Origin of the sequence: Rugosimonospora acidiphila (genome assembly GCF_039543385.1) — a bacterium.
In the GTDB taxonomy this organism is placed as follows: domain Bacteria; phylum Actinomycetota; class Actinomycetes; order Mycobacteriales; family Micromonosporaceae; genus Rugosimonospora; species Rugosimonospora acidiphila.
Map to the genome: position 1 here is coordinate 235,505 of NZ_BAABJQ010000003.1, position 23,617 is coordinate 259,121.

16 protein-coding genes are annotated in these 23,617 nt (G+C 69.5%); 11 read left to right on the forward strand and 5 right to left on the reverse strand.

Annotation, left to right across the window (positions count from 1 at the left end):
• Positions 1 to 707 precede the first annotated feature (707 nt).
• The 8 genes from ABEA87_RS06310 to ABEA87_RS06345 all read left to right on the forward strand — a co-directional run bounded on the left by ABEA87_RS06310 (position 708) and on the right by ABEA87_RS06345 (position 18,892).
• Positions 708 to 1,904 (forward strand): ROK family protein, encoded by a 1,197-nt coding sequence (locus ABEA87_RS06310; protein ID WP_345626929.1) that lies wholly within the window; start codon positions 708 to 710, stop codon positions 1,902 to 1,904.
• Between the two features lie 2 nt (positions 1,905 to 1,906).
• Positions 1,907 to 3,514 carry a sugar ABC transporter ATP-binding protein gene (locus ABEA87_RS06315; protein WP_345626931.1) on the forward strand — a complete coding sequence of 536 codons (1,608 nt, stop codon included), beginning with the start codon at positions 1,907 to 1,909 and terminating at the stop codon, positions 3,512 to 3,514.
• Positions 3,511 to 4,542: an ABC transporter permease gene (locus ABEA87_RS06320; RefSeq protein ID WP_345626933.1), complete on the forward strand. Its 1,032-nt coding sequence runs from the start codon at positions 3,511 to 3,513 to the stop codon at positions 4,540 to 4,542. The genes ABEA87_RS06315 and ABEA87_RS06320 overlap by 4 nt, the downstream gene beginning before the upstream one ends.
• Before the next feature lie 99 nt (positions 4,543 to 4,641).
• Entirely contained in the window at positions 4,642 to 5,700 is a 1,059-nt protein-coding gene (locus ABEA87_RS06325) for a substrate-binding domain-containing protein (protein ID WP_345626935.1), read from the forward strand.
• A gap of 727 nt (positions 5,701 to 6,427) precedes the next feature.
• Complete coding sequence (rph, locus tag ABEA87_RS06330; protein WP_345626936.1) at positions 6,428 to 9,025, forward strand: rifamycin-inactivating phosphotransferase; 2,598 nt, start codon at positions 6,428 to 6,430, stop codon at positions 9,023 to 9,025.
• Positions 9,026 to 9,569: 544 nt separating this feature from the next.
• Positions 9,570 to 14,699 (forward strand): hypothetical protein, encoded by a 5,130-nt coding sequence (locus tag ABEA87_RS06335; protein ID WP_345626938.1) that lies wholly within the window; start codon positions 9,570 to 9,572, stop codon positions 14,697 to 14,699.
• On the forward strand, positions 14,699 to 17,887 hold the full coding sequence (locus tag ABEA87_RS06340; protein WP_345626940.1) for a hypothetical protein: 3,189 nt from the start codon (positions 14,699 to 14,701) through the stop codon (positions 17,885 to 17,887). Before ABEA87_RS06335 ends, ABEA87_RS06340 begins: the two co-directional genes overlap by 1 nt.
• A 423-nt stretch (positions 17,888 to 18,310) precedes the next feature.
• Positions 18,311 to 18,892 (forward strand): hypothetical protein, encoded by a 582-nt coding sequence (locus tag ABEA87_RS06345; protein ID WP_345626942.1) that lies wholly within the window; start codon positions 18,311 to 18,313, stop codon positions 18,890 to 18,892.
• 290 nt (positions 18,893 to 19,182) lie between these two features.
• On the opposite strand, the gene ABEA87_RS06350 is transcribed toward ABEA87_RS06345, so the two are convergent.
• Positions 19,183 to 19,374 carry a helix-turn-helix domain-containing protein gene (locus tag ABEA87_RS06350; protein ID WP_345626944.1) on the reverse strand — a complete coding sequence of 64 codons (192 nt, stop codon included), beginning with the start codon at positions 19,372 to 19,374 and terminating at the stop codon, positions 19,183 to 19,185.
• Positions 19,375 to 19,482: 108 nt separating this feature from the next.
• On the opposite strand from ABEA87_RS06350, the gene ABEA87_RS06355 reads away from it, so the two are divergent.
• Both ABEA87_RS06355 and ABEA87_RS06360 read left to right on the forward strand, forming a co-directional pair.
• Entirely contained in the window at positions 19,483 to 20,643 is a 1,161-nt protein-coding gene (locus tag ABEA87_RS06355) for an alpha/beta hydrolase (protein WP_345626946.1), read from the forward strand.
• A gap of 96 nt (positions 20,644 to 20,739) precedes the next feature.
• Entirely contained in the window at positions 20,740 to 21,138 is a 399-nt protein-coding gene (locus tag ABEA87_RS06360; protein ID WP_345626948.1) for a DUF2255 family protein, read from the forward strand.
• A gap of 89 nt (positions 21,139 to 21,227) precedes the next feature.
• Here ABEA87_RS06360 and ABEA87_RS06365 read toward each other — a convergent pair whose 3' ends face one another.
• From ABEA87_RS06365 to ABEA87_RS06375, 3 genes are all read right to left on the reverse strand, one after another.
• The gene (locus tag ABEA87_RS06365) at positions 21,228 to 21,560 is read right to left on the reverse strand and encodes a transposase domain-containing protein (protein ID WP_345626950.1); all 333 of its coding nucleotides are present in this window, start codon (positions 21,558 to 21,560) and stop codon (positions 21,228 to 21,230) included.
• A gap of 107 nt (positions 21,561 to 21,667) precedes the next feature.
• A complete protein-coding gene (locus tag ABEA87_RS06370; protein ID WP_345626952.1) occupies positions 21,668 to 22,117 on the reverse strand; it encodes a DUF3995 domain-containing protein in 450 nt (149 codons plus the stop codon).
• Between the two features lie 421 nt (positions 22,118 to 22,538).
• Complete coding sequence (locus ABEA87_RS06375) at positions 22,539 to 22,667, reverse strand: hypothetical protein (RefSeq protein WP_345626954.1); 129 nt, start codon at positions 22,665 to 22,667, stop codon at positions 22,539 to 22,541.
• Here ABEA87_RS06375 and ABEA87_RS06380 point away from each other — a divergent pair.
• Positions 22,666 to 22,842 (forward strand): hypothetical protein, encoded by a 177-nt coding sequence (locus ABEA87_RS06380; RefSeq protein ID WP_345626956.1) that lies wholly within the window; start codon positions 22,666 to 22,668, stop codon positions 22,840 to 22,842. The two genes, ABEA87_RS06375 and ABEA87_RS06380, sit on opposite strands and share 2 nt — an antisense overlap.
• 98 nt (positions 22,843 to 22,940) lie before the next feature.
• Here the strand turns inward: ABEA87_RS06380 and ABEA87_RS06385 are convergent, their stop codons facing one another.
• The gene (locus ABEA87_RS06385; protein ID WP_345626958.1) at positions 22,941 to 23,552 is read right to left on the reverse strand and encodes a DUF7711 family protein; all 612 of its coding nucleotides are present in this window, start codon (positions 23,550 to 23,552) and stop codon (positions 22,941 to 22,943) included.
• Between the last annotated feature and the right edge of the window lie 65 nt (positions 23,553 to 23,617).

The following is a 23,617-nucleotide window of genomic DNA, read 5'->3' on the forward strand; positions in this document are numbered from 1 at the left end:
ATTTGCCGAGTCAAGAATCATGGCTAATTGTTGCGCTGTCAACGATCTCGGGGCGAAGTGCCCTTCATCACGGCCGGACCGCCCGTCAGCGTCGTACGGCGGCCTGGCACCGAAGCGGCATCCGCGTGCGCGCGCCGGGCGTTCGAGGCGTGAACAGGTCAGTTCGTCATCCGTGTCCGGTTAGTCGCTGCCTCCTGGTCGTCGCGCACCCACCGCCAGGTGGACCGGCGCGCCAGCCACCATCCAACAGCGACCACGCCCTCAACTGTGAAGGGCCAGGTTGCCGGGAGTCGAGCGTCTGACCTCCACGCTCGTGATGAAGCATGTCGTCGCCGACCGTCCGCTCCCCGAATAGCGGGTAATTCGCAGTCATCAATCAGATGTGAACCCGTCCCGGGGTTGCTTCATGTGCGCAAAGCATTGACCAATATCATCGCCCCTGGCTCCCGGTCATAGCTGACCTCGCCGGGTCATCGGCAGGCTTCGTCTTCGAGGAATCGCCGCCCCGAGAGGCTGGCCGTCGGCGGCGCCGAGCAAGGGGCGTGCCGTTTGCCCCAGCTTCTGGGGTACGCGCGGGCCCCAGATTGCCGCCCATCGGTCCTACTTTCGTTCATATTCGTAAAAGTTCAAATTGAATCATGCAAAGGTCTTTACATGCTGGCAATGATTTCCTAGAGTCCGCCGTAACTTCAATGTTGGAGCTGCGGATGGTCCTCTCTGATCTGCCGCTAGTGCCGAACCTGTTGCCGCTTCGGCTACTGAGCCTGCTGCGCGATCGCGGGGCCTTGTCGCGTGCCGAGTTGGCAGACCGGTTGGCCGAGCCGCGAGCACGGGTGATGGCGGAGATCTCGGCGTTGGTCTCCGGCGGCCTGGTACGAGAGGCAGGGCCCGCGGCATCGCGCGGAGGTCGAAGGTCCACACTGGTCGAACTGTCCCCGGACATCCGGCTGGCGGCCATCGACCTGGGCGCGTCATCGATCGATGTGGAGATCACCGACGGCCGGTTGGAGCCGGTCGCGGCCCATGCGGAGCCGGCTGACATTCGATCGGGCCCGAAGGTCGTGCTCCACCGGGTGAACGAGATCCTGGAGAAGCTGCAGGCGCAGGGTGCGTACCAGCGGCTGCAAGCGATCGGCATCGGGGTGCCGGGGCCGGTCAGCTTCCGTGACGGGGTTCCGGTGTCTCCGCCCATCATGCCGGGCTGGGACCGGTATCCGGTGCGGGACCTGCTCAGCCGGGAGCACGGTTGTCCGGTAGTGGTGGACAACGACGTGAACATCATGGCCATCGGTGAGCGGTACGGCGGCGTGGCGCGATCCGTGGGTAACCTGCTGTTCCTGAAGCTCGGTACGGGTATCGGCTGCGGGATCTACCTCGGCGGTGAGGTGTACCGCGGGACCGACGGGTGTGCCGGGGACATCGGGCACATGCAAATGGACGGGCACGGCCAGGTGTGCTCCTGCGGCAATCTCGGGTGCCTGGAGGCAGTGTTCAGCGGCAACGCGTTGGCCCGGGACGCGTTGGCGGTGGCGCGGTCCGGTACGTCGCCGGCCCTGGCGCAGCGGTTGAACAGCAACGGCTCGGTGGACGCGCGGGATGTCGCCGACGGCGCCGCCGCCGGTGATTCGACGTGTGTGCGCTTGATTCGCGATGGTGGGCATCTGGTCGGTACCGCGTTGGCGGGTCTGGTCAGCTTCATCAACCCGTCGATGATTGTGATCGGTGGCGGGCTGTGCGGGTTGGGTCATGCGTTGCTCGCCGAGATCCGCAGCGTGGTGTACCGGCGTTCGCTTCCGCTGGCCACGGGCAACCTGCCGATCGTGATGTCGGAACTGGGGCCGCGGGCCGGGGTGGTCGGCGCGGCGGTGTTGGCCAGCGAGTTGGCCTACGGCGGTCTGGAGTGATGATGAGTGATGCCCCGGCGGGTTCGGCGCCCGTCCGCTCGGCGGACGAGACGACACCCCTGCTTCGTCTGACGGGAGTAGTGAAGACATTCCCGGGGGTTCGAGCGTTGGACGGCGTGGACCTCGAGGTCGTGGCGGGGGAGGTGCACTGCCTGCTCGGGCAGAACGGGGCCGGAAAGTCCACCCTGATCAAGGTGTTGGCCGGGGTGCACCGCCCGGACGCCGGTGCGATCGTCTGGGACGGCCAGCCGGTGGCGTTCCCCAGTCCGCAGGCGTCGATGCGAACCGGGATCGCGACCATCTACCAGGAGCTGGACCTGGTCGACGATCTGACGGTGGCGGAGAACGTGTTTCTGGGCCATGAACCGCGTACCGCGGGGTTCGTACATCGCGGCCCCGGGCAGCGACGAACGCGTTCGATCCTCGCGCAGTTGGGCCATCCGGAGATCCCGCCGGGTCGGTTGGTCGGCAGCCTGCCGGCGGCGGCGAAGCAGATCGTCAGTATGGGGCGGGCGCTGTCGCACCAGGCCCGACTGCTGGTGATGGATGAGCCCAGCGCGGTGCTGGCACACGACGAGGTGGCCAACCTGTTCCGGGTCATTCGCGGTCTGACGGCCCGGGGGATCGCGGTGGTATACATCTCCCACCGGTTGGAGGAGATCCGAGAGATCGGTGACCGGGTCACCGTACTCAAGGACGGGCGCACCTCGGCGGCGAACCTTCCGGCCGCGACCACCTCGACCCGAGAGCTGGTCGGACACATGACCGGCCGGGCGATCGAATACGTGTTCCCGCCCAGGCCGCAGCGCCCGCCCGTCGCGGCAGCCTCGGCGCTGCTGGAAGTCTCCGCGCTCAGCCGGCCCGGCGAGTTCTCCGATATCTCCCTGACCGTCCACGCCGGAGAGATCGTGGGCATCGCCGGGCTGGTCGGGTCCGGCCGCTCCGAGTTGCTGGAGACCGTCTATGGCGCGCGCCGCGCACACACCGGTACGGTGCGCATCGACGGTCACGCGGTGCGGGCCGGAAGCGTGCGGGCGGCGGTGCGCGCCGGGGTTGGCATGGCGCCGGAGGAGCGCAAGAGCCAGGCGTTGTTGTTGAGCGAGCCGGTGTACCGCAACGTGACGCTGGCCGCGTTCGGGCGGTTGGCCCGGGCGGGCTTCACCGACGCGGCTCGGGAGCGGGCCGAAGCGGCCCGGGTCACCGGCGAACTCCGGTTGGTGCCACCCGACGTTCGCCGGCCGGTGCGCACGCTGTCCGGTGGCAACCAGCAGAAGGTGGTGCTGGCCCGGTGGTTGCTGCGCGGCGGCACCGGCCGGCGCTCCGGAACCCGGCTGCTGCTGTTGGACGAGCCGACCCGAGGCGTGGACGTCGGCGCCCGGGCCGAGCTGTACGGGGTCATCCGCCGACTAGCCGATGACGGGGTCGGGGTGCTGCTGGTCTCCAGCGAGGTGCCCGAGGTGCTCGGTCTGGCCGACCGGGTACTGGTCATGCGGGAGGGCCGTGTGATCCACGAGGCGGCGGCGTCGGAGCTGGACGAGCACGCCGTTCTCGATCTCGTCATGGCGGGATCGCTGCTTTCCGGAGCGCAGGTGGAAGGAGACCTCTCGTGATCGATGTGGCGTCGCCCGCGGCAGCGTCGGCGAAGGACACCGGTTGGTGGCGCGGGGACGGCGGCGAGCCGGTGCGGCGCAATCTCGGCCTGGTCGGGGTGCTCGTCCTGCTCTACCTGGTCGGTGCGCTGGCCCGGCCGGACATCTTCCTGCACGGCGGCCGGTTGTGGTCCAACGAGCTGACCGTCCTGACCCAGGCGTCCAGCATCGGTGTCATCACCATCGGCATGACCTTCGTGATGATCAGTGGCGGCATCGACCTGTCGGTTGGGGCGCTGTTGGCGCTGGCCAGCGTGTGGTCCACGACGGTCGCGACCCAAAGCTACGGGCCGGGCGTGATGATCCTCGCCGCGCTGGTGGTCGGCGCGGTCTCCGGCCTCGTCAACGGGATCCTCATCTCGTACGGGCGGATGGTGCCGTTCATCGCCACGCTGGCCACCATGGTGGCGGCGCGCGGGCTGGCGCAGAAGATCTCCGGAAAGCTGACCCAGATCGTAAAAGTGGCCTCGTTCAATCGGATCGCCGAGTGGCGGCCGTTGGGCATCCCATTGCTGGTCATCATCTTCGTGGTGGTCGCGGTGCTGGCGTGGGTGCTGCTCAACCGGACCACGTTCGGTCGCCGCACGGTGGCGATCGGCGGCAACGCCGAAGCGGCTCGGCTGGCCGGTATCAACATTCGCCGGCACACCCTGCTGGTCTACACCCTGTCCGGATTGTGTTGCGGGGTCGCGGCGGTGATGGTGACCGCGCAGGCCACCGCGGGCTCGTCCGACCACGGCAACTTGTACGAGCTCAACGCGATCGCCGCGGCCATCATCGGCGGTACGGCGTTGACGGGCGGACGAGGCACGATCGTGGGCTCGGTGCTCGGCGTGCTCGTGTTCACCCAGATCTACAACCTCTTCATCGTGAAGAACCTGCAGACCGAGTACCAGCAGATCGCGCAGGGCGTCATCATTGTCGCCGCGGTCATCATTCAGCAGTTCCGGGTCGCCGCGCTGCGGCGGCCGGTGCCTCCCGGCGCCTGACCTACATCACAGCTGCCTACCAACCCTGGCACCCGTCATCTGCGACGGATGTCCAGGCCGCCATTTCCGCAGACCGTCCAACCATTCCAGGAGTTCATCATGAAGCGTTTCCCGGACGGGACATCCCGGCGCTCACTACTGATCGGTGGCGCGGCGGCAGGCGCCGGCGCACTGCTGGCCGGGTGCACCTCGAACGCGGACAACAGCACCAACAACGACACAGGGCAGACCAAGGTGACCGGGGGAGACAACGCCGCCGCCGGTAAGACCGTCACCATCGGCTTCTCCGCCCCGGCCGCCGACCATGGCTGGATCCGGGCCATCACCGACAACGCCAAGAAGCAGGCCGCCCTCTACAAAGACGTCAAGTTCAGCCAGGTCGACGCCGGCGCCGACGCGCCCGCCCAGATAGCCGCGCTGCAGACCCTGATCCAGCAGAAGCCCGACGTCATCGTGCTGCTGCCCCAGGACGGTGCCCAACTGACCGCGACCGGCAAGGCCGCCATGGCAGCCGGAATTCAGGTCGTCAACCTGGATCGCGAATTCTCCGACGCCGGCGCCGCCCGACTGCTGATCAAGGGCGACAACTACGGCATGGGACTGGCCGCCGGGCAGTACATCGGAGCGAAGCTCAAAGGTCATGCCAACCCGGTCGTCGCGGAGATCGCCGGCATCGATAACCTACCGCTGACCCAGGACCGTTCTCGGGGCTTCAAGGATGGCCTGGCGCAGTACGGGCTCAAGGTGAGCAACCGCGTGGCCGCCCAGTTCACCGTCCAGAGTGGACAGGACGTCACCGCCAACCTACTCCAGGCGGCGCAGCACATCGACGCGATCTGGAACCACGACGACGACCAGGGCGTCGGTGTACTCGCGGCCATCAAACAAGCCGCCCGCAAGGAATTCTTCATGGTCGGCGGTGCCGGCTCGCTTGACGCGATGGAACACATCAAGAACGGCGACACGCCATTGGAGGCGACCGTCACCTACCCACCGACGATGGCCTCCTCGGCCATCTCGCTGGCGCGGCTCATCGTACAGGGCAAGGGCATGAGTGACCTCGTCGAACTCCAGGTGCCCAAACAGATCGTGCTCACCTCGGAGACCATCACCAAGTCCAACGTCGACACGTACCTGCCGCTCGGTTTCAAGTCCTGACCAGTTCGCCGCTCGGGGGAGGTATCGCAGATGCCCACGAGCGACACTGACGCGTTGCGTGTCGGCCCGGTCGCGCACGCTTCCATGGGTGCTGTCTGCTGTGTACCCTCAGGCGGCGTACGGTGAACCAGGTGCTCGAGCTGCTGATGCCAGCCACAATGGTGGCGCCCGCCGGCGGGATCCGGCGAGCGCCACCGCTGCCGCCGCCCGGCGCGGATGGGGCGAGTGGACGGCTGACTGGCGCCAGCTGATCGTTATGTTGATCTTCCACTCGAAGAGCCCGTAGCTTCTTCCGGCGGTGCCAGCGCGCGGGCGAGCTGCCCCTTCAGCGGCGTTGCCAGGCGTCGACGCGCCGGCCGCTGTGAGAGGCGCACAAAGTCGAGGATCTGGTCGGCGCCGGGAGCCGTACGGAGCGCGCCGCCGCCTCACGAGAGGGACGTCAGCCCGCAGCGGACGACAAAAAAGGAAGGCAAAGAGATCTCTCTCCCTGCCACTTCTAACATATAGCAGGCTGGGGGGCTTGCCGCAAGACCCCGGTTGTGCTGCAGAATCGTCGGCCGGACCAAGAACGGACGAAGACACGGGGACACTGCGTGCGTGTGTTGTTATCGACCTATGAGGGACGCGGTGACGTCGGACCGCTGGTGGGACCGGCGGTACGGTTGCGGGCGCTCGGCGCGGGACGTGCGGGTGTAAGAGAGAGCACGGCTACCTCGGAGGTATCGCGATGAGCACGCAGTACGTGACGGGCCTCCAAGAGATCGACAAGACGCAGATCGCGGTCGTCGGCGGCAAGGGTGCGCACCTGGGGGAGTTGTCGCGGATCGACGGGATCCACGTCCCGGTCGGCTTTTGCGTGACGACGGACGCCTTCCGGCGGGTCATGGCGGAGGCGCGGTCGATCGACGGTCGGCTCGATCAGCTGTCGCGGCTGAAGCCGGACGACCGGGAGGCGATCCGCACGCTGAGCGCCGAGATCCGGCGGACCATCGAAGGGATCGCCATCCCGAGCGATCTCGCGGCAGTGATCGCCCGCGCGCTCGCTCAGCTCGGCGACCAAGCCGCGTACGCCGTTCGATCCAGTGCGACGGCAGAGGACCTGCCGGCGGCCTCCTTCGCTGGCCAGCAGGACACGTACCTGAACGTCGTGGGTCCGGCGGCGATCCTTCAGCACGTCAGCCGGTGCTGGGCGTCGCTGTTCACCGAGCGGGCCGTGACCTACCGCCAGCGCAACGGCATCGACCACCGTGCGGTCCAGATGGCCGTCGTCGTGCAGGAGATGGTCTTCCCGCAGGCGGCCGGCATCCTGTTCACGGCCGACCCCGTCACGGGCAACCGGAAGGTCGCCTCCGTGGAGGCCAGCTTCGGCCTCGGCGAGGCCCTGGTCTCCGGACTGGTGAACCCCGACGTCTTCCAGGTGCGCGACGGCGGGGTCGTCGCCAAGGCGATCGGCGCCAAGCAGCGTGCGGTTCATGCCTCGCCGGGGGGTGGGACGCGGGAACAGGCGATCGACCCGAAGCTGCGGGAGCAGCCGGCGCTGACGGATCCGCAGGTCGTGCGGCTCGTGCGGCTCGGCCGGCGGATCGAAGCGCACTTCGGCTGCCCCCAGGACATCGAATGGTGCCTGGGCGACGACGGCTTCCAGATCGTCCAGAGCCGGCCCATCACTACGCTCTTTCCCATTCCGGAGACCGGCGACCGGGAGAACCACGTCTACCTCTCCGTGGGCCATCAGCAGATGATGACCGATCCCATGAAGCCACTGGGGCTCTCCTTCTGGCAGATGACGACCCCCGCGCCCATGGCCGAGGCCGGCGGCCGCCTGTTCGTCGACGTCACCCAGAGGCTGGCCTCGCCGGCGAGCCGCGCAGGCCTCCTGGAGCTGATGGGGAAATCTGATCCACTGACCGGGGACGCGGTGCGGACCATCCTCGAGCGCGACGGCTTCATCCGGCCGCTGCCCGACGAGGGTCCCCCCAGGCCATTGATTGGCAGCGGGTCAGCTCCGATCGAGACCGATCCGGCCATCGTCACCGAGCTGATCGGGCGTAGCGAGGCGTCCATCGCCGCCTCGCAACGCGACATCCGGACGAAGTCCGGAGAGGCGCTGTTCGAGTTCATCCGGACGGACATCCAGGAGCTGAGGCGCATCCTGTTCGATCCGCGAAGCCATCAGGTGTTCATGTCTGCGATGGAGGCCACGTGGTGGCTCAACGAGCGGCTGGAGGCGTGGCTGGGCGAGAAGAACGCGGCGGACACGCTCACGCAGTCCGTGCCCCACAACATCACGTCGGAGATGGGGCTGGCGCTGCTCGACGTTGCTGACGTGATTCGCCCCCATCCGGACGTGGTGGCGTTCCTGCGGCACGTCGAGGACGACGGCTTCCTGGACGAGCTGCCCAAGCTCGCCGGCGGCCGGGAAGCGCGAGCCGCCATCGAGGCGTGGCTCGACAAGTACGGCATGCGCTGTGTCGGCGAGATCGACATCACGCGGCCGCGGTGGAGTGAACGCCCCTCCACGCTCGTGCCGGTGATCCTCGGCAACATCGAGAACTTCGAGCCGGGAGCCGGCGAGCGGCGCTTCGAGCAGGGGCGGCAGGAGGCGTGGAAGAAGGAGCAGGAGCTGCTGGAGCGCTTGCGGGCCCTGCCCGACGGAAACAGCAGGGCCGACGAGACGAAGCGGATGATCGACCGGGTCCGGACCTTCATCGGGTACCGGGAGTATCCGAAGTACGGCATGGTCAGCCGCTACTTCGTGTACAAGCAGGCGTTGTTGGAAGAAGCCGAGCGCCTCGTGCGGGCGCACGTACTTCACGAGAACGAGGACATCTTCTACCTCACGTTCCAGGAGCTCCACGACACCGTGCGCACGAACCGCGTGGATGACCAGCTCATCGGCCAGCGCAAGGACGCGTTCCGGTCGTATCAAGCGCTCACGCCGCCCCGGGTGCTCACCTCGGACGGCGAGGCCATCGTCGGGGCGTACCGACGCGACGACGTGCCGGCCGGCGCGCTGACCGGCCTACCGGTCTCCGCGGGGACCGTCGAAGGGCGGGCCCGCGTCATCCTGGACATGGCACAGGCCGACCTCAAACCGGGCGACATCCTCGTCACGGCGTATACGGACCCCAGCTGGACGCCCCTCTTCGTCGCCATCGCAGGTCTGGTGACGGAGGTCGGAGGCGTGATGACTCACGGCGCGGTGATCGCGCGGGAGTACGGCTTGCCGGCCGTCGTCGGTGTGGTGGACGCTACCCGGCTGATCTCCGATGGGCAGCGGATCCGGGTGCACGGAACCGACGGGTACATCGAGATCCTGCCCTGACCGAACACCGACAGCGCCCATCCGTGGCTCTCGAACGCGGCCCGATACACCGGCTATCGGCAAGAATCGCCTGCGGCCCAACGATGTCGTCGGTTGCTCGACGAGTGCGGCGGGGCGTTCGACGCGTCGTGCCACGTCGCACATCGACGGCATTCCCGGGTAACTGATGAGGCTTCACCCGTTATCGGGCACGGCCTGGGCATCCGGTTGTGGGCCGGCGCCCCGGGTGCGGGCGCCCGGGTTCGCGACTGCGGCCTGCGCAGACGTCGTCCGGGAGCCGGCCTCCGCGCCGCGGTGACCCAACCCTGGTGTCGGACTGCGACGTGCGGGAGCGCGGGTCCGATCGGCCGGGCGCCAGTAGAGATTCACACCGTGGTCGTGTTATCAATGAGTCATAGATGAGCTTGGATAACCGCACCCGTCCGGCTGTCGACCCCCCTCTGACTGTGACGCCCACGCTGACCCATCCGTGCGTTCGGGATGGATGGTCGGCGGCCGCGTCGCCCTGACCATGTCACTGTGAACCCGAATGGGGATTCTTCAAATGAACTTGCGGGATTACCTGGACTCTCGGGGTTTCACGGTTCTGGTGGTGATCCCGCCGGACATCGACACGGTGCTGCGATCGGTCGACCAGGTGGCAGTCCAGTCGGCAACGGTGGTCACCGGCGTCGTCGTGCTGAACCCGCCGCTGCCCGGCTTCCTCAGCTTCACCATGGCCACCGGCCATCCCGTGGCGGTGACCCTGCAGGGGTCCGTGGCCAACTGGAGCATCGACCTCGCGCTGCTGGGCACGGGCGCGCTGTTCTACTTCCCGACCACGTCGGCGCTCGTGCCCGCGGAGCCGCATTCGAGTGGTACGGGCGCGAGCCGGCAGGACTGGCTCGAGCCGGTGACCGGGCGGCTGCGGGTGGACGGCGAAGTGGTCGTGCGGCTGACGGGGGTGGCCGGGCAGTCGGCGCGGATGCGGCTGCTGCCGAAGGGGTTGGCCGAGGATGATCTGATCACGGTGCGGCTCAGCCCGTCGGCGATGCTGTTCGGCACGACCGGCGTCGGTATCAGCGTCACCGACGGCGTCATCCTGATCGACGACAACTCGACGATGTCGCCCAACGGCCTGGATCCGGCGTGGCGCGGCCTGTCGATCCCGGAGCTGAAGCTGTACGTGCCGCGCGGCGTCCCGCTCGCCGGCGGCACCACGGTCACCGCGAGTCTGTCATTGACAAGCCCGGCGGGCGTGGACGCGTCGGCGACGGTACGGGTGCCGGCGGCGGACGGCCGTCCCGAGCTGACCGCCGTCGTCGAGTGGCGGGATCCCGCCGCGACCGGATTCGGTGACCTCCTGCCCACGCTCATCGAGATCGTCGCGTTGCTGCCGATCGACGGCATGACGGTTCCCGCGGTGGGGGAGGAGTTGACCGTCGGCGGCGGCGCCCCGACGCGAATGCGGGTCCGCTACGCCCGCGACCCCCGGCAGAACCCGGTGGTCGTGGGGTTCACCGCAGCGCTCGAGGCCGATGGCGACCAAGGCCTGATCACCGTGCGGGCCACTCCGGACTCGTCCGTGGCGCCGAAGGCGGTGATCACCGCCGCGGCGCTGGCCACGGCGGTCATGGCCGACACCCCGAAGCCGCCGCCGCGCCCCGGCGACGACGGCAGCGGCGCGGTCCTGCACGACCTGCTCGTGGCCGCGGTCGGGCTCAGCACCGTGCTCACCCAGCAGGGTCAGGTCGTCGTGCACGGCGTGACCATCGGCTACTCCACGGCCTCGGTGTTCGACTTCACCGTCGACTACAGCGTCGACATCGTGATCAAGCCGCTCACCGTGGGCGGCGGCAACGGGTTCGGCGTGAGCATGGACCCGGCCCGGCCCATGCGGGCGCGCTTCCACGGCGTACGGCTGCGGGTCGACCTGGACGCCAGCGGCCTGGACCGCTATACCCTCGACTACCGATCCGCCGGGGTGGACGTCGAGGACCCCGGCGGCTGGCAGGTCGAGCACTTCGGATCGCTGTTCGACGTGCTGGGTACCCGGTCCGGCAAGGGCTCGAACTGGTTCGAGGTGGATCTGGCCTTCGCGCTGGACCTTGGTCCGGTGCGGGTCGAAGGCGCCACCATCCGGGCCACCGTGAGCAACGGATCCCTCGACGTCACCCTGCGCGGGCTCGCCGTGACGCTGGCCTTTCCCGGCGCGGGCGGCGGCCTGGACGTCATCGAGGGGCGGGGCCAGCTCAAGATTCTCACCGACGCCACGACCGGGCGGCCGATCACCGACATCCGGCTGGCGGCGAGCATCCCGCCGCTGAACCTCGCCGCCGACGCGTACCTGATGACCGCCGACCACGGGCCAGACGGCAACCAGATCCTGGTCGTGTTCGCCATCGACCTGCCCGGGCCGGTGCCGTTGGGCCCGACCGGCCTCGGCGTGTTCGGCTTCCTGGGCGTCTTCGGCGCCAACACGGCGATCGCGCTGCCACCGGGCGATGACATCGTCGTCCAGCAGCTGTCCTGGGACCCGCGCCGGGCCGGGGACACCCGCTTCGAGCCGGGCAGCACGACGCTGGGCATCGGCGCCGTGCTGGGCACCGTACCGGACCTGGGTTTCACCTTCTCCGCCCGGGCGATGTTCGCGCTGAGCGTGCCGGACGTGGCCATCAATGCCAGCCTGAAGGGCACCCTGCTCGCGCCGAGGGCTCAGCTCAGCGAGGTCGGCACCGCGCCCGGCGGCGACCTGATCACCTACCTGGGTGGTCTCGCGTACGGCGACAGCGGGCTCACCATCGGGCTGCGCGGCAGCTACCACGTACCGGTGCTGCTCGACCTGACCGTGCCGATCGGCGCGAACTTCCCCAACCACGGCAAGGACTGGTTTCTGCGGGTGGGCGGCGACAACAAGTTCGGCCGGGGCGCACCGGTGCTGCTGAGCATCCTGCCGGACATCCTCGACGAGCACGCCTGGGCGTTCTTCATGGTCGCGGGCAACGGCCTGCCCGACCTGTTCGACGACGGCCGCGACCTTGCCGGCTTCTCCGTGGGCATGGGCGCCGGCTGGCACCGCGCCCTGCGCTTCGGCCCACTGGCCCTGGAGATGTCCGCGTCGGTGGTCGCCGGGATCGGCACCATGCCCTACCCGGACGACCAGGGACAGTCGCTGGTCCTGGCCGCCGAGGGTCAGCTGTCCGGTTCGCTGGACCTCGGCCCGGTCTCGGTGTCCGCGAGCACGAAGCTGAACGTGCAGGTGGGGCCGGGTGTGCGGTACCTGGTCGACTTCCACGTCTGCGGGGAGGTGGACCTGGCCTTCTTCTCCATCGGCGGTTGCGTGGACTTCCACCTCGGTGACGACCCCGGGCCGCCGCCGACCCCGCTGGTCAGCCCGCTGACCGGGGTCGCGCTGTCGGACCGCAACGGCCGCACGGTGGCCGACGCGGCCACCGATCCCGACCACGCGCCGGTGGTGTGGCCGGACGTGGTACCGGTGCTGGCCTTCAGCGTCGGTCCCCGCACCGAGGGCGCACCGACCGACATCGGCCCGTTCCGGCTGGTCGACCCGCACCCCAGCACCGGTGAGGCGGGCACCTCGCAGCTGCGCTACCAGTACGTCCTCACCCACCTGACCATGGTCAGCGTTACCGATGACGGCGAAACCACGGTGCCGGGCAACCCGGACGCCACCTGGTGGATCCCGGCCGCCGACCAGAACTCACCCAATCCGCTGACCACCGCGCGGCAGCTCAGCCTGCTGTCCACCGACCCGATCCCGTGGCTGCAGACCCTGGCCGACGGCGGCGCGGGCCTGCCGGAGGACCCCCTGGTCCCGTTGCGCGGCCTGTGCGGGCCGGCGCTGGCCGCCCAACCCGGCTGGCTGCTCGGCGTCGACGCCAGGCGTACCGCGTCGGGCTGGGACCTTCCGGCGGAGGCACTGCCGGCCGACCGTTTCCGCGGGCGGCTGGCGGCACACGTGACGGTCACCCTGGACGACGATCCGCTGCGGGCGTCATGGTTCGCCTCGGTGGGCCTTTCGGCCCCCGTCAATCCCGGCGGCCCCCACCAGTCCACCGCCGCCACCCCCGACCGGACGTTCTCCGGCGGGCTGCTCTTGCCGTATCCGCTGCAAGGCGAATGGCGCGGCGTGACCGGCGCGCCGATGCTCGCCCTCGCACAGGTCACCTTCGATGAGCCCATCGCCGGGTTCAGGGTGTGGCTGCGGGTGCGAATGACCACGACCGAGGACACCATCCGGGTGTACTCGCTGAGCACCTCCACCGAGTGGACCCGCGCGCAGACGCTCACCCCGGACCCCAACTCCCGCGTCTACTGCTACACCCCGCCCTCGAACACGATTGAGCGCGGCTTCCAGCTGTACTACTACGCGCGCGACCGGGTCGAGGTGCTGGGCGTCCGCGGGATCAACCAGACGGCGCAGAACGACGCGGCCACCGTCGGCGCGAGCCGCGCGCAGGCCGCCGCCGCGGCCCGGGCGGAGGCCGAGCGGTCGCTGGACGACGGGACCAACCTGCTGCAGCCCGGCACACTTTACAAGATCAGCAGCACGCTGGTGGTACGCGGTCCGGAGGGCGAGAAGCCCCTGCCGAGCACGGACTACTACTTCCGCACCGCCCAGGAATCCAGTGCGCCAAGCGCGCCGCCGCAGTTCGCGGCCAGCGCCTTCGCGCCCATCTTCCGGACCGTCGACCGGTTCGACCCGACCTACCTCGAGCGGTACCTGCTGGGCTACGTGCCCGGCGACGGCACCCGGCTCTGGTACCACGACGACCCGGTCGCGGCCAGCTTCAGCCGCAAGCACATCACCGCGCTGGCGACACGCTACGGGTACGACACCCTGCTGCGGCTGCGCCGAACCGACACCCAACCGGAGGCCACCCCACCGCCCGACCTGGTCACGGCGCGGCTGGTCACGCTGATCGGGGCCTGGCAACTCGCCCCACCCGACCAGCGGCTGCACGCGCTGGCGCTGGGATCGAGCGGGGCCTGCCGCCGCCCGACCATCGGTGGGTCGCTGGTACCGGGGGTGTCGCTGGAGCCGAGCGCCACCTACGACCTGGCCACCTGGTTCCGCAGACTCGGGCAGACCACGGGGGGTGTCGGCCTGCCCGGCGTGGTGTTCACCACCTCCCGCTACGCCTCCCCGCTCGAACAGTTCGCGGATTTGGGCTTCATCAGTACCGGTACCGCCGGCATCGCCGGCGACCTGGCGGTGTCCGCGCCCACCACGCTGCCTGCCCCCGGAGCCGGCGACGGCGTGTTCGCCGCCGTGCTGTCCGGCCTCGGCCTCGATCTGCGCCCGGCGCCCCGAGCCAGGACGAGCGCGCTGTGGATCCGCAGTGGCTCCGGCTGGCTGCTGTCCGGGGTGCTGCTGGAGTCACCGGAGCCGCTGCAACGGCCGGACCTGGGCCGGGAGCCGGGCGCCGACGGGGACGCGCCGTTCCGGGTCCGGCTGGCGTCGCTGAGCGCCCCGAACCCCCTCACCCAGATCTGGCAGGACAGTTCTGGATGCCGCGTACTGCTGCGCACGACCGCACCCGCGATCCCCTCGTACGGGCTCCGGCTGAACATCGAGGAGAACCGCCCGTCCGCCACCGGCGGCACGACCACGGCCAGCACACCCCTCTTCTGCTCGTGCAGCACCACCCCCCGCTTCGCCGAGGAGATCTGATGCCGGACAAGGGATTCTCGCGTCGCAGCCTGCTCGGCGGGGCGGTGGCCGGTGGCGTGGCATCGGTGGTTGCCACCAGCCCGGCCGCCGCACAGCCGCCGGCGGCGCAGCCCGCGGCCGCCGGGCAGTCGGCGGTGGCCCCGAGCAACCTGCTGCGCGCCTCGGCGATCACCACGTCGGGCGACCCCTGGTTGCCCGACGGGACCCATCTGCGGGTGAACATCTCACCACGGCTCGGGTTCCCGCTGCATCCGCTCACCGCGTTCCGCGTCGACGTGGTGCCGGTGTACGTCCGAGTGGACAAGCTCGAGATCTCGACGCAGCACGTGTGGCTCAACCCCGACCTGTCCGTCGCCGCCACCGGCGGCGGCATCTCGCACACCAGCGCCGGGGACGTGCACTACCTCGTGATCCAGGGCTGGCAGTGGACGTTCCGGGCGATGCGGTGCTGCTACGTGCGGCTGAGCACCCAGGCCGGCAGCACCTTCCGGGTCGACGTGCTGGATTCGGCCGCCGGGCTCCCCGACGCCGAACCCAGACTGCTGGCCACCCGCACCGCGCCGTCGTACGAGTTCGGCGGCACCGACATCACCCTGCTGCGTGTCAGCGGGGTGGGCGCGGTCACCCTGGTCGAGATCGTCAGCACCGAGTCGCCGTACATCGCGATCGACCCCGCCCAGGCGGTGTCCTTCGGACTGCCGATCGGCTCCGGCCCCTGGTACGTCCCGGATCCGGCGACCGACCCGGTGACCGCGGCCCGGACCCGCGTGGAGCAGGGCGCGGCCAAACGCATGGGCCCCCCGGACCGCCCGGACGGCACGGTGGTCCCGCTGACCACGGCCGACGAGGTGAACCGGGTGCAGGCCCTGGCCGGGGCGCCGTCCGGCCTCGACTACTGGCTGGCACGCGCCTTCACCGACCCCGCGACGCCGCCGCTGGACACTCGGGTCAGTCTGGCGGGTGGCCCGGTCGCCGACGCCTCCGGCACGATCTCCCCGCTCAACGCCCTGCTCGCCGCGGCCGTCGATCCGGCCATCGCCCGCCACCTCGGGCTGGCCACCCGCGTGAGCCCGCCGACCAGCACGTCGGCCTGCACTCTGTGGATGGTCGCGGGACTGTGGCTGCTGCCGCTGGACCGGGCGAACGACGGCGGTACGCTGCGCTCGCTGATCACCGGCTTCCCGCCGCCGGCTACCGTCGTGTCCGCACTGTACAGCCGGTACCCCGGGCTGTCGGCGCTGGCCACGCAGCGGGCGACCCAGTTGCGTGCGGCGCACCCCACGGACGGCTGGACCGCCGTACCGCTGATGGTGCCCGCGGTCGCGGCGAAGGCCACGCCGGACCCGCCCGCCGCCCCGCGCACGCTCGCTCTGCCGCCGGCCACCTGGCGGGTGACCACCGGCGAGCCGCTGTGGACCCAGCGGATCCCACTGCTCGGTCCGGCGGCCGGTGGCATGCTCGGCCTGGCCAGGCTGATCCCCACCACGGTCTCGTTGCACGGCACGATCCGGGTCGGATCGGTGGACCGGGCCCGCGCCATGGTCGCCCACTGGGACATGCACAACAACGACGCGGGCTCGGTCACCGACCTCGCGGCGACCGGCCCGATCAGTTCCTGGGCGCTGTGGCGCGCCGACGAGTTCGGCCGGTGGGGCAACCGGACCGTTTTCACCGCGTCGGCGCCGGCCGTGGCCGGACCACCCACGCCGAGCGTGGAGGCCGAGTTCCAACCCGCCACCCCGGACGGCGGGCTCCAGCCGCGCTCGCCCGGCGCGCTGCACGTCCGGATCGGTGTACCCGGGCAGACCCTGCCGGGCGAGCTGCCGTCCCAGGACGTGACCAGCCCCGGCGGGGCGCCGGTGGCCTCCGCCCTGCTGTGGGTGGACGGCGCGCAACAGCCCACGATCCCGGTGCCGGCCGGCGCCATCTCGGTCGTCGCGACCGTGGCGGTGCGCGACCTCGGCGTCGGCGACACCGCGGCGATCCCCGTGATCGCGAAGCTGGTCGACACGGCCGGCCGGCAGTCCAACCCCGCCACGGTCGAACGCACGGTGCACGACCCGCGGGCCTACGCCTCGCTGCACGTCGCACCGACCCTGCTCTTCTCCTCGGCGCAGGACCCGATGGGCGACAGCGAGCTCGGCCTCGAGTGGAGCGGCGGCGCGTGGGGGTACCGGGTGTACCTCGGCGACGAGCGCAGGCTGGGCGGCACGGGCACCGGTCAGCGGTGCGAGCGGGCGGCCGAGGTCTGGGCGCGATCCGGCCAGCTAGCCGATCGGAGCAAGTTCACCCTCGTCACCCCGACGCCGCTGCGGGCCGAGCCGGACGGGGTCGTGCGCTTCAGGTACCGGCTGCCCGGGTCGCTGCGTAACGTGCAGTTCGTCCGGGTGGTTCCGGTCACCAGTGCAGGTGTCGAGACCGCGTTCGAGACGTGCGGGCTCACCCCGATCGCGGTGCCCATGCCGGATCGTGCGCCCGCGCCGGTCGTGCGGGTGGGACCACGCGGCGACGGCCGGGTGGACGTGACCATCACCGCCACCGGGCTTCGCGACGACCTGCTCGCCGGGCTCACCGAGGCGCCACAGGTCCGGCTGCGGCGCGGTCGCCTGGCCAACAGCGACCCCGAGTACATGCCCGTCGTGCAGAGCGGCATCCCGCTCGTCCGCGGCTCCGACGGCACGTGGTCGGCCACCGTCGTCGACGGCCCGGCCGCCGGTTTTCCCGGGTACGTCCGGCTGACCTGGCTGGCCGAGGCGCGCTACCCGGCCGAACCGTACCTGCCGGCGGGTGCGCTGCCCGTCAGCAGCGAGGTCCATTCGATCGCGGGCGCCCAGCCGGGCCCACAGGTCTCGGGCTGGGGACCGGCGTCCCCGCCCGCGAACACGATGCTCACCCCCGAGGTCCAACTCGTACCCCGGGCCACCGTCCTGCCGGGGCAGGGGTACAACCAGATCGTCGTGATGAACGCGCCGATTTCCCACCGGTACGCGGTCGCTCCGTACCAGGTGCTGGTCTACCGGTTCTTCGCGTCCGGGCCCTACCCGAGCGTCGCGCTGCCCCCGGTACCGATCACCGCCGCGACGACGGTGGTGCGCGACAGCACCGTCAACCCCCGCCCCACCGGATACATGGTGGTGGTCGTCGATCCGTTCCATCGCTCCACAGCCCCCGTGTACGTCCCGTACTGACATGCGGAGCAGGTTCGTCATGAGGACCGGAAGTGGGGTCCGGGCAAGGTTCCCGGCGCCATCCGGCCGTCGATGGGTCAGGTGAGAGTCCTCTGGCGCTGGTCAAGCTCCAGGAGGGCCCCTGGGAGCTGAACGTTCGGGCCCCGCTGTCAGAACTCGTACGGCTGGCCGCCGCCCGGCAGGCTGACTGGCAGTCACGTAGATCTCTCTCGGTCGGCACCTGTGCCGGTTTGAGCGCGCGAGGTGGGCAATCGTGTCGGAGTCGGTGATCGGTGGAGGTAGCGATGGAGGGGCTGGCGTTGTTGACGCCGCGCGCTGGACCCGCCGCCGTTCGTCGAGCCCGTGGTGGACGCGGAACACCAGGTCGCGGGGCCGACCGTCCACAACGGACATTCGGTTGCACGCATCGACCACAATGGTCACGTGGAGCCTACCGAGGGACTGGTCTGGTACGCGGACAGTGACGATCCCTACTACACGCTGAAGCACAGCGGCGGCGTGCTCGCCGCCCTGCTCGGGGTACCGTTTCTGCTCGGCATCTGCATCGCGGCGAACAAGACCGGCCCCGGTGCCGCTATCACCCTGCTGGTCCTCGCACTGCCCCTGCTGTGCGCCTGCGCCTTCGCCGCATGGGAGTTCATCGGCGACCGGCGGCACGTGGTGGCACTGGAACTGACCCCGGCGGACCGGCCCGTCCAGGTCACCGTGCGCCGTGTCAACGGCACCAGCACCACCTACCCGCTGGCCTCGGTGCGCCGGATGGAGGTGGTCCGCACCATGATCATGTCCTCAGCGCGCTCCAGCATCATCCGGCTCATCTTCGACCAGCGGCTGGAGACCAGCCGCAAGGGGCAGCCGAACCTGCCGGAGCGGTGGACCACCGCGCTCGCCGCGACCAACATCGATCTGCAATTCCATGACATCCATCCGCAGCAGCAGGGCCAGGGCCGGCTGCCCACCTACCGCCGCACCCGCGCGTGGCGCAACCGCGGCTGGCGCCGCTGATCGGCGTTCGCAGACGAGGTCGCCCCGTCCCCGGATGCCGACCCGATGAAGCGGCTGGCCGCTTTCTCCGGCCGGCACCCCGCCGCCGCGTGACAGGCGGCGAGGCCCTCGGGGCGGTCGAAGTTCAAGGACAATGCCGCGGACTTAACCGCGACACCAGCATCCGGTCCCGCCGCCGACATCACTCTGCCGTTCGCCCCATACGCGTCAGCCTTCGGTGGTGGGAGTACTGGGGGACGACGTGACCGAACCGTGTGTGGTCGGTGTCATTGGGGTGGCTGTCCAGACCGTCAGTATGCGAAGTGCCTCGTGGGACGGGGCTCCGTGTGGAGGGCACGCTGGTTGTCGTCGAGGCGCAGCGCGTCGGCGAGCGTGATGAGGACGGATGCGGACGCTTGCACGCGTCCCTGCTCGAGGCGGGTCAGGTAGTCGACGCTGATCGCCGCCAGTTGCGCGACCTCTTCTCGCCTGAGTCCAGCCACCCATCGGGGGTGGTGCTCTCGGGCAGGCCAACCCTACCCGGTGTCAGTTGGCTGCGCCGGGCCTTGAGGAAGTCACCAAGCTCGTCCGGGTGACGGCCACCAGGTTCCATGCTCTCCATTCTTCGCCGGATCTCCAGCTGGTACGCGAAACTTGAGGGGGCTGATTCGTTCCCAGGAACCTGCTTGCCCAGGCAGGAACCCGCCCTTCTGGCGGCGGTCGCGGCGCGCCAATCTGGGTTTGTGGCCCGGTGCGACACCGGACGCCAGGAACTCGCTCGGGATGCCGAGGTTCCGGATCAGACATCAGATCGGAGAAACCGACACATGCGTACGGACGTGACGTTTGTTAGCGCCGGCGTGAAGATCGCCGGGCACCTCTACATCCCCGCAGACGATCAGGCGGGTCCGCGTCCCGCGATCGTCGTCGGGCATCCGGCCAGCGGTGTCAAGGAGCAGGCGGCCGGGTTGTATGCCCGGCGTCTGGCCGAGCAGGGCTTCATCGCCCTCGCGTTCGACGCCGCCTATCAGGGCGAGAGCGACGGATCTCCGCGTGGTCTCGAGGACCCCGCGCACCGCGTCGAGGACCTCAAGTCCGCCGTCTCGTTCCTCACCACCCGTCCCGAGGTCGACCCGGAGCAGATCGGTGCGCTGGGCATCTGCGCCTCCGGCGGCTACGTCGTCCCGGCATCCGCCACCGACCACCGGATCAAGGCGGTCGCGACCGTCAGCGCCGCCGACATCGGGCGCCAGTTCCGCGAGGGCGCGGACGGAACCCAGGACCCCGCCGTCATCCAGGCCATGCTCGACGCGGCGGCCGCGGCACGCACCGCGGAGGCGCGGGGCGCGGGCGTCGGCACCTTCCCGATTTTCCCGAACACCGCGGAGGAGGCGCGTGCGGCTGGTGGAGAGCACGGGGTTGAGGGTTTCGAGTATTACTGCACCGACCGCGCCCAGCATCCGCGCTCGGCCAAAGAGTTTACCTTGAGTAGCATTGACCGGATCGCGATGTTCGACCCTTTCCGGTTCATCTCCATGATCGCGCCGCGCCCGCTGCTGATGATCGTCGGCACCGAGGCGGTCACCAGGCACATGAACACCGAGGCGTTCGCCGACGCCGGTGAGCCGAAGCGGTTGCACTGGATCGACGGCGCCACCCACGTCGGCCTCTACGACAAAGAGGAGTACGTCGGACCAGCCTTAGCGGAACTCGTCGGGTTCTTCACCGGGCACCTCAAGATTAAGGTACCCACCGTACCCGCCGACACCTGAGATGACCGCTACCGGTGCCGGCGGGTTCACATGCAGATGCCGTGCTGCTCCATCCAACACTCCCATACGGTCTACCCTCGAGAGGAGTGGCGAATCGTGGACCTACCCGACAACGGCATTCGGGCGTGGACCCCTGAAGAGCTTCACACGCTCCATGAAGCATGGTCGATCATGCTCGCTGCCGAAACGACGGACGGCCCACCTCAGGCTCAAGTCGAGGTCGGCGTGGTCACCATCGACGACGGGGTGTACGTCCGCGCGTACCAAGGCGTGCGCTCGGTGTGGTACCAGGCGACACAGGCCCGCGGTCGCGGCACCATCCAAGTCGGAAACGTAGTCCTGCCAGTACGGTTCGAGGCACAGCAATCCGCCGATGACGCGGACCTCGCCCTACGTATCGACGCCGCTTACTCGTCAAAGTACGGCTCACTTGCGAGTGGCATCATGACACGTGCGGTACGCGAAGCGACCGTGCGAATCCACGCACGGCACTGATACGGGCGCCCGCGACCCCTGTCAGTCCGACGGCAGAGTCCTGGCATGCCGCAATCCGCCCCTGTTCCATAAAGCCAATGCCGGGGGATTTAAGCGTTGCTGCAGTCGCTGCTCTCGCTGTGGCCAGCACGGCCGCTGGGGCGATGGCTGCGGTGGTGATCCACCGTCACACCGGAGTGGGTCAACGCCCGCCACACCCCGCGATAGCCCAGCGCGCTGAACAGCGACAAGCTCAGGATGAACAGCACGCTCAGGCGGGCCGGCAACCGCCGTATCCGCTTCTGGACCCGACCTGTCCGCGCGAGGACATCGTCGATGACCTGGGTCGGGACATGTTCGGTGAGCACACCCAGACCGAGGCGCTGCCACGCCGGCGGGTCAGGTACGTGCGCGGGCGGACCCGTCATGGCGTGATCGGACACCGAAGCTCCTGTAGGGACACCCGGTCTCTGACCTGCGGCGATCCTTAAGTCCCTCGCATTGAGTTTAAGGAGCGAAGTCTTCAGGTCGCGGCATGGTTCGCCGTCGCTCACCGGCGTGCCCGGCGGTCAGCGACGGCGACGGTGCAGAAAAGTATGCCGCCGATGAGGAAGTACGCGTCGATGGAGCTGGTGGACCACAGGGTGTACGCGGAGGGATGTGCGTCTCCCAGTGTGTGCTGGTAGGTCATTCCGGTGAGTCCGTTGTGTGCCAGGCCGGTGCTGCGCAGTGCCGTGTCGAGCAGCCCGGACAAGCCGCGGAGGGTCAGCAGTACACCGCCGATCCAGGAGCAGGTGACCAGCGTCCAGCCGGGAAGCTTTGCGCCCCATGGCATGGAGAACGCCAATGGTACGACCGCGCCGATGATGAACATGACGCCTAGGGCGACGGTGAACGCCCAGTCCGCGAAGCTGTCGGCCTTAGGCGTGGTGACGCTCGCGTCCCCGAAGCCGAATTGGCCGCCGAGCTCCCAGTAGACATGGAAGCCTGCGAACAGCACGACCCAGGCGAAAGTGGCAACGCCGAGTCTTCGCTGAAACGGGGGAGTTGGCGGCGTTGTGGCTGCGGATGTGTGCCCCGCCCGCAAGGAAACAACCATCGAGCGACCCCCGTAACGCGCGTGTGCCTCGGACATCGTGCGGACGATCGTGCCATCAGAGGTTCACGCCGGTGGGACTCCGTCTCCACGCGGCGCTACTTCGACTCCAGGGTCTGCGACCAGCCCTGTGAGCAGCCTGAGCGAGGCTGACAGGCAGCTGAGCTGGGAACCCGGGCGCCACATCCCTTCATGCTCCCGTACGCCGTCAAGCTCGGCGCCTTCCTGGTCCGCGGTGTCGCGGTGTTTGCGGGGCCGGAGACCCGGACGGTGGATTTTGGCGATGCCGTAGCCGTAGCGGTCGAGTAGTCGCCGGGGCACCGGCTCAGATGTCGTGAAGGAACATGGTCATGGCGCTGAGGCGGTCGCCGGTCAGGGTGAGCACCATCGGCCCGCCGGATCGCTCGAACCCGTCCCCGACCAACTGCGAGGCGAACGCCGGCTGTCCGTTCATGCGAGTGGGGCGCCGCCGGATCCGCGGCCGGGCGATGATCTACATCGCGGACGACGTCGCGCTGGACGCCCCAGCCGGACGGCTCACCGGCAGCCGCGAGTTCCTCGGGCCGTTCGCGGAACAGGTCCTGATCCGCGCGGAACTGATCGCGGGGCGCCCCGTGAGGTGCCAGTGATGAACCAGATTTGTTGAACATGTTCACCTCCGCCTTCAGAGCCCCGTCGGCCCCAGCCCGGTCCCGCCGGTCGCGTCCAGGACGCGGTGACCGTTCGGCTACGCGCCGGGCAACGATTCGCTGGCGACCGCGTCCCGCACGTCCAGATAGCCGTCGCTGGCCCGAAACAGCGCGTCCGCGAGTGGTTCGAGTTTGCCGGGACCCCAGCGCCGCTCCTCGTAGGTACGGGTGTGGGCGCGGAGGGAGCGCAGGCTGACCGCCAGCTCGTCCTGCATGCGCGAGCGCGAGTCCGCCAGCGTCGGGGCGGCGATACGGACGCTGTCTCCGTGCCCCTCGCGCAGCGCGACCAGCGTGTTTTCCCGGACCCCGTCGACGTCGTCCCACACCAGGGCTGGCCGGTCGATGCGGTGATTCCATACTGGGGCATGCGCGGACCGCCACCAGGGCAGGACCGGGCTGGTGGCCAGGCGAGTGGCGTTCGACCAGTGTTGCGCGCCGGGCGGCTGGCTGCACCAGGCAACGTCGTCGACTGGAAGGTCGACGCACAGCGCGACCGTCACGGTTTCGAGTTCTCGTATGGAGCCGAGGATGTCGCCGACTGCCCACAGTTGAGTCACCCGCAGCGGGAAGATCGAGGACGGCCGGGTGGCCATGTCAGCGCAGATCTGCGACAACGACTCGACATGATGCACGGCACGGGCCCATTTCATGAGCTCATCCTGAACTACCGGGACGACCGGCCGGGCACGGGCCCCTGCCGCGGGGCCGGTCGCGG